The 16,025-nt window shown below is 45.9% G+C and carries 10 protein-coding genes, 21 tRNA genes and 2 rRNA genes; 31 read left to right on the forward strand and 2 right to left on the reverse strand.

All coding sequences use genetic code 11. The features are described 5' to 3' along the window. The 28 genes from CVV77_RS11560 to glgP form a co-directional block, all read left to right on the forward strand. Positions 1–83: ribosomal RNA gene (locus CVV77_RS11560) — 23S ribosomal RNA — on the forward strand; the annotation flags it as partial. A gap of 57 nt (positions 84–140) precedes the next feature. Next, positions 141–256, forward strand: a 5S ribosomal RNA gene (gene rrf, locus CVV77_RS11565). Between the two features lie 22 nt (positions 257–278). After that, positions 279–354 (forward strand) — tRNA-Val (locus CVV77_RS11570). A 32-nt stretch (positions 355–386) separates the two neighbouring features. After that, positions 387–462 (forward strand) — tRNA-Thr (locus tag CVV77_RS11575). Between the two features lie 37 nt (positions 463–499). Continuing rightward, positions 500–575 (forward strand) — tRNA-Lys (locus CVV77_RS11580). 10 nt (positions 576–585) lie between these two features. Then, positions 586–672: transfer RNA gene (locus CVV77_RS11585), tRNA-Leu, on the forward strand. A gap of 5 nt (positions 673–677) precedes the next feature. Beyond that, positions 678–752, forward strand: a tRNA-Gly gene (locus CVV77_RS11590). A 14-nt stretch (positions 753–766) separates the two neighbouring features. After that, positions 767–852: transfer RNA gene (locus CVV77_RS11595), tRNA-Leu, on the forward strand. A gap of 9 nt (positions 853–861) precedes the next feature. Next, positions 862–938: transfer RNA gene (locus tag CVV77_RS11600), tRNA-Arg, on the forward strand. Positions 939–953: 15 nt separating this feature from the next. After that, positions 954–1,030: transfer RNA gene (locus CVV77_RS11605), tRNA-Pro, on the forward strand. 5 nt (positions 1,031–1,035) lie between these two features. Beyond that, positions 1,036–1,108, forward strand: a tRNA-Ala gene (locus CVV77_RS11610). Between the two features lie 20 nt (positions 1,109–1,128). Next, positions 1,129–1,205 (forward strand) — tRNA-Met (locus CVV77_RS11615). Positions 1,206–1,207: 2 nt separating this feature from the next. Further along, positions 1,208–1,284: transfer RNA gene (locus tag CVV77_RS11620), tRNA-Ile, on the forward strand. A gap of 6 nt (positions 1,285–1,290) precedes the next feature. After that, positions 1,291–1,383: transfer RNA gene (locus tag CVV77_RS11625), tRNA-Ser, on the forward strand. Positions 1,384–1,400: 17 nt separating this feature from the next. After that, positions 1,401–1,477: transfer RNA gene (locus tag CVV77_RS11630), tRNA-Met, on the forward strand. A gap of 68 nt (positions 1,478–1,545) precedes the next feature. Beyond that, a tRNA-Asp gene (locus tag CVV77_RS11635) sits at positions 1,546–1,622 on the forward strand. A gap of 12 nt (positions 1,623–1,634) precedes the next feature. Continuing rightward, a tRNA-Phe gene (locus tag CVV77_RS11640) sits at positions 1,635–1,710 on the forward strand. Between the two features lie 21 nt (positions 1,711–1,731). After that, a tRNA-His gene (locus CVV77_RS11645) sits at positions 1,732–1,807 on the forward strand. 10 nt (positions 1,808–1,817) lie between these two features. Next, a tRNA-Gly gene (locus CVV77_RS11650) sits at positions 1,818–1,891 on the forward strand. Between the two features lie 15 nt (positions 1,892–1,906). Further along, a tRNA-Ile gene (locus tag CVV77_RS11655) sits at positions 1,907–1,983 on the forward strand. A 12-nt stretch (positions 1,984–1,995) separates the two neighbouring features. Next, positions 1,996–2,070 (forward strand) — tRNA-Asn (locus tag CVV77_RS11660). A 3-nt stretch (positions 2,071–2,073) separates the two neighbouring features. Next, a tRNA-Ser gene (locus CVV77_RS11665) sits at positions 2,074–2,164 on the forward strand. Positions 2,165–2,194: 30 nt separating this feature from the next. Next, positions 2,195–2,266: transfer RNA gene (locus CVV77_RS11670), tRNA-Glu, on the forward strand. Between the two features lie 232 nt (positions 2,267–2,498). Beyond that, positions 2,499–4,382: a 1,4-alpha-glucan branching enzyme gene (gene glgB / locus CVV77_RS11675; RefSeq protein ID WP_100275463.1), complete on the forward strand. Its 1,884-nt coding sequence runs from the start codon at positions 2,499–2,501 to the stop codon at positions 4,380–4,382. After that, positions 4,379–5,521: a glucose-1-phosphate adenylyltransferase gene (locus CVV77_RS11680; protein ID WP_100275464.1), complete on the forward strand. Its 1,143-nt coding sequence runs from the start codon at positions 4,379–4,381 to the stop codon at positions 5,519–5,521. The genes glgB and CVV77_RS11680 overlap by 4 nt, the downstream gene beginning before the upstream one ends. 22 nt (positions 5,522–5,543) lie before the next feature. After that, positions 5,544–6,575, forward strand: coding sequence for a glucose-1-phosphate adenylyltransferase subunit GlgD (gene glgD, locus CVV77_RS11685; protein WP_019259281.1), 1,032 nt, complete (start codon positions 5,544–5,546; stop codon positions 6,573–6,575). Then, positions 6,572–8,026, forward strand: a complete 1,455-nt coding sequence (glgA, locus tag CVV77_RS11690) for a glycogen synthase GlgA (protein ID WP_100275465.1) — start codon at positions 6,572–6,574, stop codon at positions 8,024–8,026. The genes glgD and glgA overlap by 4 nt, the downstream gene beginning before the upstream one ends. Continuing rightward, entirely contained in the window at positions 8,013–10,409 is a 2,397-nt protein-coding gene (glgP, locus tag CVV77_RS11695; RefSeq protein WP_100275466.1) for a glycogen phosphorylase GlgP, read from the forward strand. Before glgA ends, glgP begins: the two co-directional genes overlap by 14 nt. 30 nt (positions 10,410–10,439) lie before the next feature. Here the strand turns inward: glgP and CVV77_RS11700 are convergent, their stop codons facing one another. Further along, positions 10,440–10,907 (reverse strand): TspO/MBR family protein, encoded by a 468-nt coding sequence (locus CVV77_RS11700; protein WP_100275467.1) that lies wholly within the window; start codon positions 10,905–10,907, stop codon positions 10,440–10,442. 109 nt (positions 10,908–11,016) lie between these two features. Beyond that, positions 11,017–11,736 carry a yteA family sporulation protein gene (locus CVV77_RS11705; protein WP_100275468.1) on the reverse strand — a complete coding sequence of 240 codons (720 nt, stop codon included), beginning with the start codon at positions 11,734–11,736 and terminating at the stop codon, positions 11,017–11,019. Between the two features lie 291 nt (positions 11,737–12,027). Between CVV77_RS11705 and CVV77_RS11710 the strand changes: the two genes are divergently transcribed. From CVV77_RS11710 to menH, 3 genes are read left to right on the forward strand one after another with little or no spacing between them, the layout of a single operon-like run. Next, positions 12,028–13,443, forward strand: coding sequence for an isochorismate synthase (locus CVV77_RS11710; RefSeq protein WP_100275469.1), 1,416 nt, complete (start codon positions 12,028–12,030; stop codon positions 13,441–13,443). Further along, a complete protein-coding gene (menD, locus tag CVV77_RS11715; RefSeq protein ID WP_100275470.1) occupies positions 13,440–15,182 on the forward strand; it encodes a 2-succinyl-5-enolpyruvyl-6-hydroxy-3-cyclohexene-1-carboxylic-acid synthase in 1,743 nt (580 codons plus the stop codon). Before CVV77_RS11710 ends, menD begins: the two co-directional genes overlap by 4 nt. Beyond that, the gene (gene menH, locus CVV77_RS11720) at positions 15,170–15,994 is read left to right on the forward strand and encodes a 2-succinyl-6-hydroxy-2,4-cyclohexadiene-1-carboxylate synthase (RefSeq protein ID WP_100275471.1); all 825 of its coding nucleotides are present in this window, start codon (positions 15,170–15,172) and stop codon (positions 15,992–15,994) included. The genes menD and menH overlap by 13 nt, the downstream gene beginning before the upstream one ends. Positions 15,995–16,025: the final 31 nt, after the last annotated feature.

Below are 16,025 nucleotides of genomic sequence, written 5' to 3' on the forward strand. Positions count from 1 at the left end.
AGATGATCAGGTTGATAGGTCTGAGGTGGAAGTGTGGCGACACATGGAGCTGACAGATACTAATCGATCGAGGACTTAACCAAATTTCTAATCATGATGTCACACCTGTTATCTAGTTTTGAGAGAACACTCTCAATTTGTTTGGTGGCGATAGCGAAGAGGTCACACCCGTTCCCATACCGAACACGGAAGTTAAGCTCTTCAGCGCCGATGGTAGTCGGGGGGTTCCCCCTGTGAGAGTAGGACGCCGCCAAGCAATTGCACGCTAGTGCAATTATGGAGGATTAGCTCAGCTGGGAGAGCATCTGCCTTACAAGCAGAGGGTCGGCGGTTCGAGCCCGTCATCCTCCACCATTTTAATTATACATACTCGGTTTTACATATATGCCGGTGTAGCTCAATTGGTAGAGCAACTGACTTGTAATCAGTAGGTTGGGGGTTCAAGTCCTCTTGCCGGCACCACTTTTATATGATATAATATTCAAGTCTCTTGTAAGAAGAGCCATTAGCTCAGTTGGTAGAGCATCTGACTTTTAATCAGAGGGTCGAAGGTTCGAGTCCTTCATGGCTCACCATTTACATGTTGCGGATGTGGCGGAATTGGCAGACGCGCTAGAATCAGGCTCTAGTGTCTTTACAGACGTGGGGGTTCAAGTCCCTTCATCCGCACCATTTCTGCGGAAGTAGTTCAGTGGTAGAACACCACCTTGCCAAGGTGGGGGTCGCGGGTTCGAATCCCGTCTTCCGCTCCAACTATACCATCCACGCCGGGGTGGTGGAATTGGCAGACACACAGGACTTAAAATCCTGCGGTAGGTGACTACCGTGCCGGTTCAAGTCCGGCCCTCGGCATTAAGTTTTGCGCCCGTAGCTCAATTGGATAGAGCGTTTGACTACGGATCAAAAGGTTAGGGGTTCGACTCCTCTCGGGCGCGCCATGATCTACATGAAATCGGGAAGTAGCTCAGCTTGGTAGAGCACATGGTTTGGGACCATGGGGTCGCAGGTTCGAATCCTGTCTTCCCGACCATTCTTGGGGCCTTAGCTCAGCTGGGAGAGCGCCTGCTTTGCACGCAGGAGGTCAGCGGTTCGATCCCGCTAGGCTCCACTTGATTTCAATAAATATTTGGCGGTGTAGCTCAGCTGGCTAGAGCGTACGGTTCATACCCGTGAGGTCGGGGGTTCGATCCCCTCCGCCGCTACCAATGGACCTTTAGCTCAGTTGGTTAGAGCAGACGGCTCATAACCGTCCGGTCGTAGGTTCGAGTCCTACAAGGTCCACCATTATACGGAGGAATACCCAAGTCTGGCTGAAGGGATCGGTCTTGAAAACCGACAGGGGTGTCAAAGCCCGCGGGGGTTCGAATCCCTCTTCCTCCGCCATATATATTCTTAATCATCGCGGGGTGGAGCAGTTCGGTAGCTCGTCGGGCTCATAACCCGAAGGTCGCAGGTTCAAATCCTGCCCCCGCAACCAAAATACACGAATGAAATAAGAAGTGCCCAAAGGGTCAACCAAGAAAATTCACGTGTAAATTTTAAAATGGTCCGGTAGTTCAGTTGGTTAGAATGCCTGCCTGTCACGCAGGAGGTCGCGGGTTCGAGTCCCGTCCGGACCGCCATTTAAATACTTAGGCTCGGTAGCTCAGTTGGTAGAGCAACGGACTGAAAATCCGTGTGTCGGCGGTTCGATTCCGTCCCGAGCCACCATATATCAATATATATATTTTGGCGGTTGTGGCGAAGTGGTTAACGCACCAGATTGTGGCTCTGGCATTCGTGGGTTCGATTCCCATCAATCGCCCCAAATAAAAATTGCGGGTGTAGTTTAGTGGTAAAACCTCAGCCTTCCAAGCTGATGTCGTGGGTTCGATTCCCATCACCCGCTCCATTTCTATATTGTCATGGGCCTGTAGCTCAGCTGGTTAGAGCGCACGCCTGATAAGCGTGAGGTCGATGGTTCGAGTCCATTCAGGCCCACCATGATTTTTATATTCCACAGTAGCTCAGTGGTAGAGCTATCGGCTGTTAACCGATCGGTCGCAGGTTCGAATCCTGCCTGTGGAGCCAAATGGAGAAGTACTCAAGTGGCTGAAGAGGCGCCCCTGCTAAGGGTGTAGGTCGTGTAAGCGGCGCGAGGGTTCAAATCCCTCCTTCTCCGCCATATGATTACAAATATAAGTTCTCAAGCAACGGCCCGTTGGTCAAGCGGTTAAGACACCGCCCTTTCACGGCGGTAACACGGGTTCGAATCCCGTACGGGTCATCCAAAAACCTTGCATATCCTGCAAGGTTTTTTTATTTTTATAAATCAAGATATGCCTTAGATTTCATACTTTATTCTACAAACAGACAACAAAAATCTCCATATATTTCGTTTTTCTTCGGAAAATGAAGTTAAATGTCAATAAGTATAAGCGCTTTCATGAAAGGGCTTTTTTTTATTTCTTCGAATAAATACTATAAGTGAAAACTATGATGTCAGAAAGGATGATTACATGGCCGCTGCCAGCCCGACAGCACATGATGTTTATCTTTTTCACGAAGGCAGTCTGTTTAAAAGCTATCAGCTGTTTGGCTCGCATTATCGCGAGCTGAATGGCCAAAGCGGATATGAATTTTGTGTGTGGGCGCCTCATGCGTCAGAAGTACGAGTGGCAGGGGATTTTAACAGCTGGTCAGGAGAGCAGCATGTGATGCACAGAGTGAACGATAACGGCATTTGGACGTTATTTATTCCAGGTTTGGGAGAAAAGGAACGATATAAGTATGAAATTGTGACTCATAGCGGTGAGATCAGGCTGAAGGCAGATCCATATGCTATTTATTCAGAAGTCAGGCCACATACAGCGTCACTTACTTACGATTTAGGTGAGTACAGCTGGAAAGATCAATTATGGCAAAAGAAACAAAAGGCTAAGAGGGTGTATGAGAAACCTGTTTTTATTTATGAGCTTCATCTCGGTTCGTGGAAGAAACATTCTGATGGCAGGCATTATTCCTACAAAGAATTATGTCAGTCGCTTATTCCTTATATCAAAGAACATGGATTTACCCATATCGAACTGCTTCCGGTATATGAGCATCCTTATGACCGTTCCTGGGGGTACCAAGGAACGGGTTATTACAGCCCGACAAGCAGGTTTGGCACACCCCATGATTTGATGAAGTTTGTGGATGAATGCCATCAAGAAAATATCGGAGTCATACTGGATTGGGTGCCCGGACATTTTTGTAAAGATGCACATGGCCTTTATATGTTTGATGGAGAGCCTCTTTATGAATTTCAAGAAGAACATGATCGGGAGAACTGGCTATGGGGCACGGCAAACTTTGACCTAGGAAAACCGGAAGTTCATAGTTTTTTAATTTCTAATGCGTTGTACTGGGCAGAATTCTATCATATAGATGGATTTAGGGTTGATGCAGTGGCTAACATCCTGTATTGGCCAAATCAGGATGAACGCCATACGAATCCATATGCTGTTGAATTTTTAAAAAAACTCAATCAAACCATGAGAGAGGCATATCCGCATGTCATGATGATTGCGGAAGATTCTACGGAATGGCCTCAAGTGACAGGTGCCGTTGAGGAAGGGGGGCTCGGTTTTCATTTTAAATGGAATATGGGCTGGATGAATGACGTACTGACATACATGGAGACGCCGCCAGAAGAAAGGCGGAATTGTCATCAGCTTATCTCTTTTTCATTACTGTATGCGTTTAGTGAACATTTTGTATTGCCGTTTTCTCATGATGAAGTCGTATACGGAAAAAAATCACTTCTTAATAAAATGCCTGGCGACTATTGGCAGAAATTTGCCCAGTATCGGCTTTTGCTCGGATATATGACGGCTCATCCCGGAAAAAAATTGATCTTTATGGGTTCAGAATTTGCCCAATTTGATGAATGGAAAGACACAGAGCAGCTAGATTGGTTTTTGGACTCCTTCCCCATGCATCAGAAAGCCAGCGTTTTTACGCAAGATCTTCTCCGCTTTTATCAAAAAAGCAAAATCCTTTATGAAAATGACCATCGTGCCCAGTCGTTTGAATGGATTGATGTCCATAATAACGAACAATCAATCTTTTCTTTTATTCGTTATGGGAAAAGGCACGGTGAGGCGCTTGTCATCATTTGTAATTTTACACCCGCGGTCTATCATCAATATGATGTTGGTGTTCCTTTTCTAACCCAATACATCGAAGTGCTGAACAGCGACAGTGAAACATATGGAGGCTCAGGACAAATCAACAAAAAGCCGTTAGCCGCCAAAAAGGGAGCTCTTCATCATAAACCGTGTTATATCACGATGACCATCCCCCCTTACGGCATTTCAATTTTACGGGCGGTTAAAAAAAGAGGAGAGATAAAAAGATGAAAAAACAATGTGTAGCCATGCTCCTTGCCGGCGGGAAGGGCAGCCGTCTTAGCGGATTAACAAAACATATGGCAAAACCGGCTGTATCTTTCGGGGGAAAATACAGGATTATAGATTTTACGCTCAGCAACTGTTCCAATTCAGGCATAGACACGGTCGGGATTTTAACACAATATCAGCCGCTTGAGCTGAATTCCTATATTGGAATCGGCAGTGCATGGGATCTTGACAGATATAATGGCGGCGTGACGGTTTTACCCCCTTATGCCGAGTCATCAGAAGTCAAATGGTATAAAGGGACGGCAAGTGCCATTTATGAAAATCTCAATTATTTGAATCAGTATGATCCTGAGTATGTGCTGATTTTATCGGGAGATCACATCTACAAAATGGACTACGGCAAAATGCTCGATTTTCACATTGAAAAGAAAGCAGATGTCACCATCTCTGTCATCGAAGTGGGCTGGGAGGAAGCAAGCCGCTTTGGCATCATGAAGACCAATGCAGATGGGATGATCACACATTTTGATGAAAAGCCCAAATTTCCTAAGAGCAATCTTGCCTCAATGGGAATTTATATATTCAATTGGCCGCTTTTGAAACAGTACCTTGAGATGGACGACCGGAACCCTTATTCAAGCCACGACTTCGGCAAAGACATTATTCCTCTGCTTTTAGAGGAAAAAAAGAAGCTTTCCGCATATCCGTTTAAAGGATATTGGAAGGATGTCGGAACAGTGCAGAGCTTGTGGGAAGCCAATATGGATTTATTAAAAGAGGACTCGGAGCTAAAACTGTTTGAACGCAAGTGGAAAATTTACTCCGTCAATCCCAATCAGCCTCCGCAATTTATTTCATCTGACGCACAGGTTCATGATTCGCTTGTGAACGAAGGGTGTGTCGTGTATGGAAATGTGTCTCATTCCGTTCTTTTTCAAGGTGTTACTGTCGGCAAGCATTCGACTGTTAAATCGTCGGTCATTATGCCGGATGTGACGATTGGCGAGCATGTAGTGATTGAAAATGCCATCGTGCCTAAGGGTCTGGCGCTTCCGGATGGCGCAGTGATTCGATCCGAAAAAGACATTCAGGAGGTGCTGCTCGTTTCAGAGGAATTTGTAGAAAAAGAATTGATCTAATACTGAAGAGGGGGCAAAGCCAGTGTTCAATAATCAAATGTTAGGTGTTATAGATGAAACCACATATAAGCATTCTCTTCAGGATTTAACGGCACAGCGGTCGCTTGGGGCGATCCCTTTTGCCGGCAGGTACCGTCTGATCGATTTTATGCTTTCCAACATGGTGAATGCGGATATTAGGAGCGTCGCGATTTTTCCGAAGTATCGCTATCGTTCGCTTATGGATCATCTTGGAGCGGGTAAGGAATGGGATTTGCATCGAAAAAAGGATGGCCTCTTTTTTTTCCCGTCTCCCCATCTTCACCAAGAATACGATGAATTCGGTTCCTTTCGCCAGTTTTCCGACCATCTTGATTACTTCCACAGAAGCACACAGCAATATGCCGTGATCTCCAACAGCCATACCGTATGCAACATTCAATTTCAATATGTGCTGAAACGCCATCAGGAGGTTGGCTGCGATGTCACCGAGGTATTTCAGGACGGCCAGTCGCTGCAAATCTATATCATGTCTACAGCGCTCTTAAAGGATCTGATCTACGGACATAGTGAAAAAGGCTATAAAACCATTCAGGAGGCTGTTGAAAAAGAATCTTCCTCCTTGACCATTTGCCCTTATGAATATTCAGGTTATGCCGCTGTCATTGATTCGGTGGAAAAGTATTATACCCACAGTATGGAGCTCATTCAGCCTCGTTTTTGGCAGCAGGTGTTTTTGCCCCAGCAGCCGATCTATACAAAAGTGAAGGATGAGCCGCCGACGAAATACGGAAAACACAGCACTGTCAAAAATTCCTTGGTGGCAAACGGCTGTGTGCTTGAAGGAGAGGTTGAAAACTGCATTTTGTTCAGGGCGGTTCATGTCGGAAAGGGAACGAAGCTGAAAAACTGCATTGTTATGCAAAAAACGCAGATTGGCGAGGATTGCCTGCTTGAGCAGGTCATTTCTGATAAGGACGTTAAAATCGGCAATGCGACTGAGGCTGCGGGAACAGCTGAGCAGCCGCTTGTATTAAGAAAAGGTTTGGTGCAAGGAGAGCTGATGAATTCTTGAAGGTATTATTTGCTGTATCAGAATGTACCCCGTTTGTTAAATCAGGAGGTCTTGCCGATGTAGCCGGCGCTCTGCCAAAGGCACTTGCGCGATTAGGCAATGAAGTAGCTGTGATGCTGCCGAAGTACAGCCAAATACCTGATCGTTGGAAAAAGCGCATGAGAAAAATGGCTGAGTGTACGGTAGCAGTTGGCTGGCGTCAGCAATATTGCGGAATTGAACATATGGCCGAAGATGATGTGAATTATTACTTCATCGACAATGAATATTATTTTAACAGGGGTTCGTTGTACGGGCATTATGATGACGGTGAACGATTTGCCTTTTTTTCAAGAGCTGTACTGGAGGCCGCCAAAGCTGTGAATGTTCAAGCGGATATTGTTCATACTCACGACTGGCATACAGCGATGGTCAATTATTTGCTGAAAGAGGAATACAAAAAACATCCTTTTTATGAGCAGATGAAAAGTGTACTCACAATCCACAACCTGCAGTTTCAAGGCATATTTCCGCCTGATGTCACACATGACTTGCTGGGGCTTGAGATGGATCATTTTCATTATGAAAGGTTAGAATGCAACGGATTTGTTAATTTTATGAAGGCGGGCATCATTGCGGCTGATCATGTGACAACTGTAAGCCCTACTTACAGAAATGAAATATTGACGCCTTATTACGGTGAACAGCTGGAACAGGTTTTGCGATATAGGGAAAATGATGTAACCGGCATTTTAAATGGCATTGATGATTCCTTCTACCAGCCAAAAAGCGATCCTTATATAGAGGCGCATTACGATTCGGAGCATCTTGCAAACAAGGAAGAAAATAAAAAGAAACTTCAGCGGCGGATGGGGCTTCCGGAACGACACGATATTCCGCTGATCAGTATGGTGACAAGGCTGACTAAACAAAAGGGACTTGATCTTGTCCGCAGGATTATGCATGAACTTCTTGAGGAGCAGGACATACAGCTGATTGTGCTGGGTACAGGGGAACGCGAATTTGAAGATTATTTCCGGTATGCAGAATTTGCTTTTCATGAGAGGTGCCGAGCGTATATTGGGTTTGACGAGCCGCTTGCCCATCAAATTTATGCGGGCTCTGATTTGTTTTTGATGCCGTCGAAATTTGAGCCGTGCGGCTTGGGGCAGCTGATTGCTCTCCAATATGGCGCCATTCCGATTGTCAGAGAGACGGGCGGGCTTTATGACACAGTCCGTTCCTATCAGGAGGAAGAGGGAACGGGCAATGGCTTTACGTTCTCTGCCTTCAATGCGCATGATCTGAAATTTACGATTGAGAGGGCGCTGTCGTTTTATCGTCAAAAGGACGTATGGAAGAGCATCATGAAGACCGCAATGAATGCAGATTACAGCTGGGAGCAGTCAGCCAAAGAGTATCAGCGCATTTTCGAGCATGTGACAAGGAGTGGACGGGATGTTCTCGAGTAAAGAACGCTTTGCAGCCTTATTTTTAAAGCGTCTGGAAATGACGTGCGGAAAAAGCTTTAAAGACTCTGCCAAGCTGGATCAATATAAAACATTGGGCAATATGGTCAGAGAGTATATCAGCGCTGATTGGATCCAGACGAATGAAAAGAGCCGGTCCAATTCCGGGAAGCAGACATATTATTTGTCAATCGAATTTCTTCTCGGTCAGCTCCTTGAACAAAATTTAATGAATCTTGGCGTTCGTGATGTTGTAGAAGCAGGCTTGAAGGATATCGGCATCAATTTAGAGGAGATCGTTCAGATGGAGAGCGATGCAGGTCTCGGCAATGGCGGGCTTGGGCGCTTGGCCGCTTGCTTTTTAGATTCTCTGGCTTCGTTGAACTTGCCGGGGCACGGGATGGGCATTCGTTATAAACATGGCTTGTTTGAACAAAAAATTGTAGACGGGCATCAAGTGGAGCTGCCTGAGCAATGGCTGAAAAACGGGAATGTATGGGAAGTAAGAAATGCGGATCAGGCAGTTGATGTGCCATTTTGGGGCGAGGTGCATATGACAGAAAAAAACGGGCGTCTGCATTTTCGCCACGAACAAGCTACAATTGTTTCCGCTGTTCCTTATGATATCCCGATCATCGGTTATGAAACGGGCACCGTTAATACGTTACGGCTTTGGAACGCCGAGCCTTCTGCGCATTATCATGGCGGCAATATTTTGTCTTATAAGCGGGAAACAGAAGCTGTTTCTGAATTTTTATATCCTGATGACACCCATGACGAGGGGAAAATTTTGCGGCTGAAGCAGCAGTATTTTTTAGTATGCGCAAGCTTAAAAAGCATTGTGAACAATTACCGAAAAACAAATAAATCTTTATCCGGCCTGCATAAAAAAGTAAGCATCCATATTAATGACACCCATCCTGCGCTTGCGGTGCCTGAGCTGATGCGGATTTTACTCGATGAAGAGAACATGAGCTGGGAAGAGGCCTGGCATATTACCGTACATACGATTTCTTATACAAATCATACGACATTGTCAGAAGCGCTTGAGAAATGGCCGATTCATTTGTTTAAGCCGCTGCTCCCGCGAATGTATATGATTATTGAAGAGATCAATGAAAGGTTTTGCCGAGCGGTTTGGGAAAAGTATCCCGGAGACTGGAAAAGAATAGAGGCCATGGCGATTACGGCGCATGGTGTTGTCAAAATGGCTCATCTGGCTATAGTGGGCAGCTACAGTGTAAACGGCGTTGCCAAAATTCATTCCGATATTTTAAAGGAAAGGGAGATGCGCGATTTTCATTTGCTGTTCCCGAGTCGTTTTAACAATAAGACGAATGGAATTGCCCACAGGCGCTGGCTGCTAAAAGCGAATCCCGGCTTGTCTGCCATCATTACAGAGGCGATCGGCAATGAATGGGTGAAACAGCCGGAATCCCTTATCGGATTAGAATCGTACGCCTCTGATCCCGCTTTTATCGAGCAGTTTCAAAACAACAAAAGCAGGAAAAAACAAGAGCTTGCCGATTTGATTTTTTGCACGGCCGGGGTGGTTGTGAATCCTGACAGCATATTCGACGTACAGGTAAAACGGCTTCATGCATACAAACGGCAGCTGCTGAATGTTCTTCATATTATGTATTTGTATAACCGGCTTAAGGAGGACTCGGGATTTTCAATCTATCCGCAAACCTTTATTTTCGGTGCAAAGGCTTCACCATGCTATCATTATGCAAAGAAAATCATTAAGCTGATCCATTCTGTCTCAGAAAAGGTCAACTATGATCCGGCAGTCAAGCAGCTGATTAAGATTGTTTTTTTGGAAAATTACAGAGTTTCTATGGCTGAGCGTATTTTTCCGGCTTCAGATGTGAGTGAACAAATTTCAACTGCAAGCAAAGAAGCGTCCGGTACAGGAAATATGAAGTTTATGATGAACGGCGCTTTGACGATCGGCACGCATGACGGCGCAAATATTGAGATTCTTGAGCGGGTGGGGCCTGATTGCATTTATACATTCGGTTTAAAGGCGGATGACGTTCTATCGTATCAGGAAAACGGCGGCTATAGATCGAGGGAATATTATCAGCATGACCGCAGAATCAGACAGGTGGTCGATCAGCTGATCAACGGTTTTTTTGAAGGGGAAGCAGATGAATTTGAATCGATCTATGACTCGCTGCTTCCGCATAATGATGAGTATTTTGTGCTGAAGGATTTCAGCTCATATGCAGATGCGCAGGAGCGTATTCAAGCTGATTATCGCGATCGGCGGAAATGGTCTGAGCGTTCGGTTTTAAACATTGCCCATTCTGGTTATTTCTCCAGCGACCGCACGATCCGGGAATATGCGAAAGACATTTGGGGCATCCGGCCGATGATGTGAAAAAGCCGCTGTTTAAGCGGCTTTTTTTGTTCACAGATTCATTGAATAGATTGTAAAGGATAAGAATGTCGCGAATGCACTCCATAAAAAATAAGGTAAAAGAAGATAGCTTGCGGCTCTGCTGTATTTTTTCGCTGCGATCATTAATATGAGTGTTGTGATCGCGACAAGCAGGCAGTCAATTGATGCAGCCAGCAAATTCTTTTGCGTAAATTGAAAATAGCTGAATGCCTGATTAAGCACATAATTAAGCAAAAGCATAAGCCAAAAGCTTTTCGCATCTTTAAATGAAAACGCGGCATACACAATGGCAGCTGAAAGGGAGATCAGGGCAAACAGGATGGCCCAAATGATGCCGATCGCAAATCCGGGTGGCGTCCAGTCCGGTTTTTTCAGTGAATTGTACCATTCTTGGTCAATTGGAAACAGGTAGTCTGCGGCTGAAAACAGCGCATATGTAATCACAAAAACCGCTATGGCGCCGACAATCTTCTTCATGTTTGTAACCTCCGTATGTATTTATTTTACATTTGCACTTACCCTTTATCTTATAAAGATCAAACCCTGATATGCAGAAAACGTAAAAGAACCCCCAATAATCGGGGGTTCAATCAGCGTGGAGATCGCCGAATGTTGTCATGATTCCCTCTTCATCGAGTTCTTCCTCATAACGCTCATGGGCTCTGCTTTGATAAACTGTAATTTCTTTTCCTGTGATATCAGTAGCGATGAAATTTTCATATGACTCCGTATTGCCGATATTTTCTTCGGCATTCATCGTCATATCATCATAGCTGAGCGGCGGGTTTTCCATATCCTGCGGTGTTGATGAGTTTCCGTATTTTTCAACGTCCTGGTAGGAATCTTCACTGTCATAAGGCGCTCTGATTTCTTCATCATCGTCAAATTCAAATTGCCCGAAAGGTGTTTCTTCTTCGATCGGACGGTCTTTGGAAACGACATCCTGTGACGAATACTCTGCGAGCGTCGTGGCCGTCGGAAGCGCTTCAAGACGTTCGTAAGGGATTTCCTTTCCGCTGACTTCACAAATACCGTACGTACCATTTTCTATCGCCTTCAATGAATGCTCAATGTCCCGGAGATGCTCTCGCTCATGCAAGTCGAGAGCGATGTCTTTTTCACGCTCGTAAAGCTCTGTCGCCTGATCGCCGGGATGGTTGTCGTAAGCGGAAAGCTCACCCCACGAATCATAAGGAAAGGCTGAGTTAAGCTGAAAATGGTCATTGTCTTTGAAACGGTTTAAGATATCTTTTTTCGTTTGTTCCAGTTCATTTTTTAAATACTGCAGCTGGTCTTTTGTAAGCAATGTGATCGCCTCGTTTCTCTGTGATGCATACCCTTAGTATGAACAGATCGCCTGAGAACTTTCATAAATGGCGCGTGGAGGAATATAGGAGATTTTCCTTATATGGTAAGCGGATACAACCTTTGCTATCAGTGGAGAAAGAAAATTAAGGTTTGTTTCTTTTTCATTTCTGAAATTAGGTTTATAATAGGTAAGGCAGGCCATTTGGACTGCATGATCTGTGTGTTTGACACAAAGGAGACACAGGTGTATGGTATTAAAAGCATTTTAAGGATTATGGAGGAATGTCTCATGGTGACAACGGTGCAGCGTACGTTCCGAAAGGAAGTTCTACATGCATTACATAAAGCCAAAGAAGTCAACCATGCTGTCTTAATAAGCTATTCGAGACAAATCGAGTCTCTTGACCCTCTATCATTTTTCAATTACGGAGCAAAAAAATATACAGGCAATCGATTTTTTTGGTCAGATCCTGAAAGTGAATTGACAATAGTCGGTCTTGGCAAAGAAGCGGTTTTCCAGACAAATCAAAAAAACAGCGAGCGGTACCGCGAGGTTTTTGAACAATGGGAGCGCTTTAAAAAGACGGCTTTTCATATTTATGAAGAAGAAAAGCTGCAGCGTTCTGCAGTGGGACCTGTGTTATTCGGAGGATTTTCTTTTGACCCTTGCGAAGAAAGAGGTACACAATGGGACCATTTCTCGGAAGGAGATTTCTTTGTGCCTGCGCTTATGCTGACGATGACTGCTGAAGGCCCGTTCTTAACAGTCAACAGATGGGTAAGCGGAGAAGAAGATGCAGAAGCTGTTTTGGAAGGCTTAAAAGCTTTTGCAGCGGAATTAACTGTTCCTGATTTAGATCAAGGAAGTCAGGCTGTGATTGCAGCATCTCAAGAGCTGCATAAGGATGATTGGCTGAAAGCAATCGAAACGGCAACAAGCCAAATTAAAGAGAAACAATATGATAAAGTGGTTCTTGCCCGAGAGCTGCTGCTCACGTTTGACGGCCCGGTCCAAATTGAACCGGTGCTTAAAACGCTTCTGAACGATCAGCAGACAAGCTATGTTTTTGCAATCGAACAGGAAGGCCAAACCTTTGTCGGCGCGTCTCCAGAACGACTGATCAAAAGAGACGGCAGCACTGTTATGTCTTCTTGTCTGGCAGGCTCCATTAAACGCGGCGCGGATGAAGAAGAAGACCGCCGGATAGGCCTTGAATTATTAAACGATGAGAAAAATCTGCTGGAGCATGATATTGTTGTAGGCATGATCCATAACGCTTTCATATCAAGCTGTTCGGAGGTTGAAAAGCCTGACGGACCTGCATTGTACAAAACGAAAAGCGTCCAGCACTTATTTACGCCGATTGTCGGACAGCTTCGTGAGTCTGCTTCGCTTTTTGACTTAATTGAGAAACTGCATCCCACACCTGCGCTTGGGGGGGCACCTCAGAAAAAAGCTGTAGAAGTGATCAGAGAGATCGAACCGATGTCCCGCGGCTGGTATGCGGCTCCTATCGGCTGGATTGACAGTCAGGATAACGGGGAATTCGCGGTGGCCATCCGTTCAGGGCTGATCGAGGGCAGCACAGCAAGGCTGTTTGCCGGATGCGGCATTGTGGAAGACTCAGACCCGCAATCGGAATATGAGGAAACGCAGATTAAATTGAAGCCGATGATCTCTGCATTAGGAGGTGAGAGGCGTTGAAAGCTAACCCGATTACACATTACATCGGAAGTTTTATGGATGAATTCGCCCTTTCCGGAATTACGGACGCCGTCGTTTGTCCGGGCTCAAGATCCACACCGCTGGCTATTCTTGCAGCCGCGCATCCTGATATCAGCGTCCATGTTCAAATTGATGAAAGATCTGCCGGGTTTTTTGCTTTAGGGCTGGCAAAAGCGAAGCAGCGTCCCGTGCTTTTGATCTGCACATCAGGAACAGCCGCGGCCAACTTTTATCCGGCTGTGATTGAAGCACATTATTCAAGAGTGCCAATTATTGTGTTAACTGCTGATCGGCCTCACGAGCTGCGCGAAGTAGGCGCACCGCAGGCTATTAATCAGCACTTCTTATTCGGTAACTTTGTTAAGTTTTTCACAGACTCTGCTCTTCCTGAAGAGTCTCCGCATATGCTGAGATATATTCGAACGCTGGCCAGCCGCGCCGCTGGCGAAGCACAAAAACGCCCTATGGGACCTGTGCATGTGAACGTGCCGCTGCGCGAACCGCTGATGCCGGATCTTTCAGCTGAGCCGTTTGGAAGAATGAGAACAGGACGTCACGTGTCTGTGAAAACGGGTACGCAGTCTGTTGACCGGGAATCCCTGGCTGATGTGGCTGTGTTGTTGACAGAGGCTGAAAAAGGAATGATCGTCTGCGGTGAGCTCCATAGTGATACGGATAAGGAGAACATTATTGCACTGTCAAAGGCGCTTCAATATCCGATTTTAGCGGACCCGCTGTCTAATCTGCGGAACGGCGTCCATGATAAAAGCACTGTCATTGATGCGTACGATTCATTTTTAAAAGATGATGAGCTGAAGGTGAAACTGCGTCCTGATGTTGTCATCCGCTTTGGTCCGATGCCTGTTTCAAAACCGGTTTTCTTATGGCTCAAGGATGATCCGGCGATTCAGCAGATTGTGATCGACGAGGATGGAGGGTGGAGAGACCCGACACAGGCAAGCGCGCATATGATTCACAGCAACGCGTCTGCTTTTGCTGAAGCGATCATGGCTGACCTTGCTGACATCACCAGGTCATCAGAATGGCTGGAAAAGTGGCAGTTTGTCAATGGGCGCTTCCGCGAGCATCTGCAAACAATCAGCAGTGAAGAGGTTTCGTTTGAAGGCAATCTCTATCGGATCCTTCAGCATCTTGTGCCTGAAAACAGCTCGCTGTTTGTCGGCAACAGCATGCCGATCAGGGATGTTGATACGTTTTTTGAAAAGCAGGAACGCGATTTCCGAATTTATTCAAACCGGGGCGCAAACGGGATAGACGGTGTCGTCTCCTCTGCCATGGGGGTATGTGAAGGAACAAAAGCGCCTGTTACCCTCGTGATTGGAGATTTATCTTTTTATCACGATTTAAACGGACTGCTGGCTGCTAAAAAGCTGGGCATTCCTCTTACTGTGATTCTCGTGAATAATGACGGCGGAGGGATTTTCTCATTTTTGCCGCAGGCATCTGAGAAGGCACACTTTGAAGATTTGTTCGGCACGCCGACAGGGCTCGATTTCAAGCATGCGGCTGCACTATACGGCGGTACGTATTCATGCCCGGCTTCATGGGATGAATTCAAAGCAGCTTACGCGCCGCAGGCAGACAAGCCCGGACTCCATTTAATAGAAATCAAAACGGATCGACAATCAAGAGTCCAGCTTCATCGCGATATGCTGAATGAGGCTGTGCGGGAAGTGAAAAAACAATGGGAACTGTAAATTTAACGGTTTCAGACGGTGTCCGATATGCTGTGACAGACGAGCGGCCGAATGCTTCCGAAGCCATCGTCTGTCTGCACGGGTTTACCGGCAGCAAACAATCATGGAATTTTCTTGATCGGCTGCTGCCTGATTCCCGTTTGATCAAAATTGATTGTTTAGGGCATGGTGAAACCGATGCCCCTCTGAATGGGAAAAGATACAGCACAAGCCGGCAAGTTTCTGACCTTGCCGAGATTTTTGATCAATTAAAACTTCACAAAGTGAAATTGATTGGGTATTCTATGGGAGGAAGGCTTGTTTATTCTTTTGCGATGACATATCCCGAACGGGTATCGGCACTTGTGCTTGAAAGCACAACGCCGGGGCTCAAAACGCTTGGGGAACGGCGGGAACGAATCATGCGGGACCGAAAGCTTGCAGATTTTATTTTGCATGACGGTATCAAAGCTTTTGTGCAGTATTGGGAGAGCATCCCTTTGTTTTCATCCCAGCAGCGGCTGGCTGAAGATATTCGGCACAGGATACGGTCGGGCCGTCTGCGAAACAATAAGATTGGGCTTGCGAACAGTTTAACCGGTATTGGCACCGGCTCACAGCCTTCATGGTGGAGCCGTGTAGACGAAATTGCGGTGCCTGTGCTTCTGATCTGTGGGGAGTGGGACGAAAAGTTTTGTGCCATCAATCAAGAGGTGCATAAGAAGCTTCCATCTAGTAGAATAGAGATTGTTCCAAACGCTGGCCATACGGTCCATGTGGAACAACCGCGATTTTTTGGTAAAATAGTGAGTGAGTTTTTAACAAGCATCTGATTCACTCACATAGAGAATAAAAGGAGGTCAT

Origin of the sequence: Bacillus sp. SN1 (assembly GCF_002796895.1) — a bacterium.
GTDB classification, from domain to species: Bacteria; Bacillota; Bacilli; order Bacillales; family Bacillaceae; genus Bacillus; species Bacillus inaquosorum.